We start from the raw sequence: 1,473 nt of genomic DNA, 5'->3' as shown, positions 1-1,473 counted from the left end.
GCAGGTGCCGCCGCGCGCGGCGACCACCCCCGCATGGCGCCCGGTCAGGGTGGTGGTGCACGCCGGCGACGAGCCGGGCAGCACGGTGGCGTGGTAGCTGCCGGCCGGCCCGGTGTTGCCCGCCGGGTCGATGGCCCGGTGCTCGACGAGGTGGGTGCCGAAGCCCGGCACGAAGCCGCCGGACGGGTGGTCGTCGGGCAGGGTCTGCTCGAACGCCGCCTTCGACAGGCCGCCGGTGCCCAGGTTTCCGTAGGTGAGCGCCTTGACCACGGTGCCGGAGTGCCTGAAGTGGAACGGCGAGGAGGGCATGGGCTGCTCCGGGAATCCGAAGTAGTTGAACCAGCCGTCGCGGTCCAGCCGGAACTGCCCGACGACGTACCGCCCCTGCTGGTCGTCCTGCGGGTCGAGCCACATGTCCCAGCCGTCGAAGTAGATCGGGTGGCCGTCCGCACCGGCCACTGTGGTCAGCGGCGCGGAGAGGCGGCGCGGCGCGGTCGGCATCGTGTTGTCGACGGTCCAGGAGGCGGTGTCGGAGGATCCGCGGTCGGCGGCCGTCGCGGTCAGCTGGTGGGTTCCCGGCGTCAGTCCCAGGGCGCCGAGGTCGAGGGACCGGCCGCCGGCGGCCACGGGTCGCCCGTCGAGGGTCCAGGAGACCGAGACGACGCGGTCGGCCGGGTGGTTGGTCTCGACGAAGACGACTTCGTCGCCGGCGACCGGCCGGGTGGTGGGCGTCGAGGCGGTGATCTCCGCGGCGGGTTCGGAGGGTACGACCTCGGCGGTGCCGACCGTCCACTGCCGGCGCTGCACGAATCTCGGCCCGTTGAAGCCGGAGTCGGCGGCGGTGTTGTTCGTGGACGGGTTGCGCACCCAGTCGATGCCGTCCGGCCCGACCGGGTCACGGACCTCCAGATCGACGACCGTGCCCGGCGGCAGGTCCGCCACGGCGAGGTCCGGGCCGGTGCCGAGCACCCGCTCGCCGGCCCGCCAGGTGAACCGCAGCTCGTGGAAACGCGGGTGGCCCGCCTCGGCCCACAGCACAGCACCGCACGGCACCGTCCCGGCCGGCGCCGACTTCAGGTTCATCTGCCCGGCGTTGCGCATGCCGGTGATCCGGGCAACCATGTTCTCCCGGCCGATCTGGTCGAGGTCGAAGCCGAGCCAGCGCATCATCGAGTGCTCGCTGGGGCGGCGCTGGCCGCACGGGTACGTGCCGCCGCCCTCGTGCAGCCCGATCCGGCCGCCGGACAGGCTCTCCTCGCCGATCCACCGGAACCACTTGTGCCGCTCCGCGATCATCCGCTGCTCGTCGGTGTAGACGGTGTGGTGGAAGCTGCCCGGCTCCGGCCCGGTGTAGCAGGGCCGCACGACGTCCCGCGAGCTGTACGGATACTCGTCGGCCAGGGTGCCCAGCGAGTGTCCCAGCTCATGCATCGAGATCAGCGGGCCCTGCGGGGAGCCGCCGGAGGTGGTCGC

At 73.0% G+C, this 1,473-nt stretch carries 1 protein-coding gene; it reads right to left on the bottom strand.

Annotated features, from left to right (window positions below):
- The coding region (locus AB0M20_RS43155; protein ID WP_364307257.1) for a M64 family metallopeptidase at nt 1–1,473 on the bottom strand (1,473 nt) is incomplete at both ends.

Source organism: Actinoplanes sp. NPDC051633 (assembly GCF_040681735.1).
Classification (GTDB): domain Bacteria; phylum Actinomycetota; class Actinomycetes; order Mycobacteriales; family Micromonosporaceae; genus Actinoplanes.
Note: the sequence above shows the minus strand (reverse complement) of the source record. Positions and strands in the feature narration are given on the sequence as shown.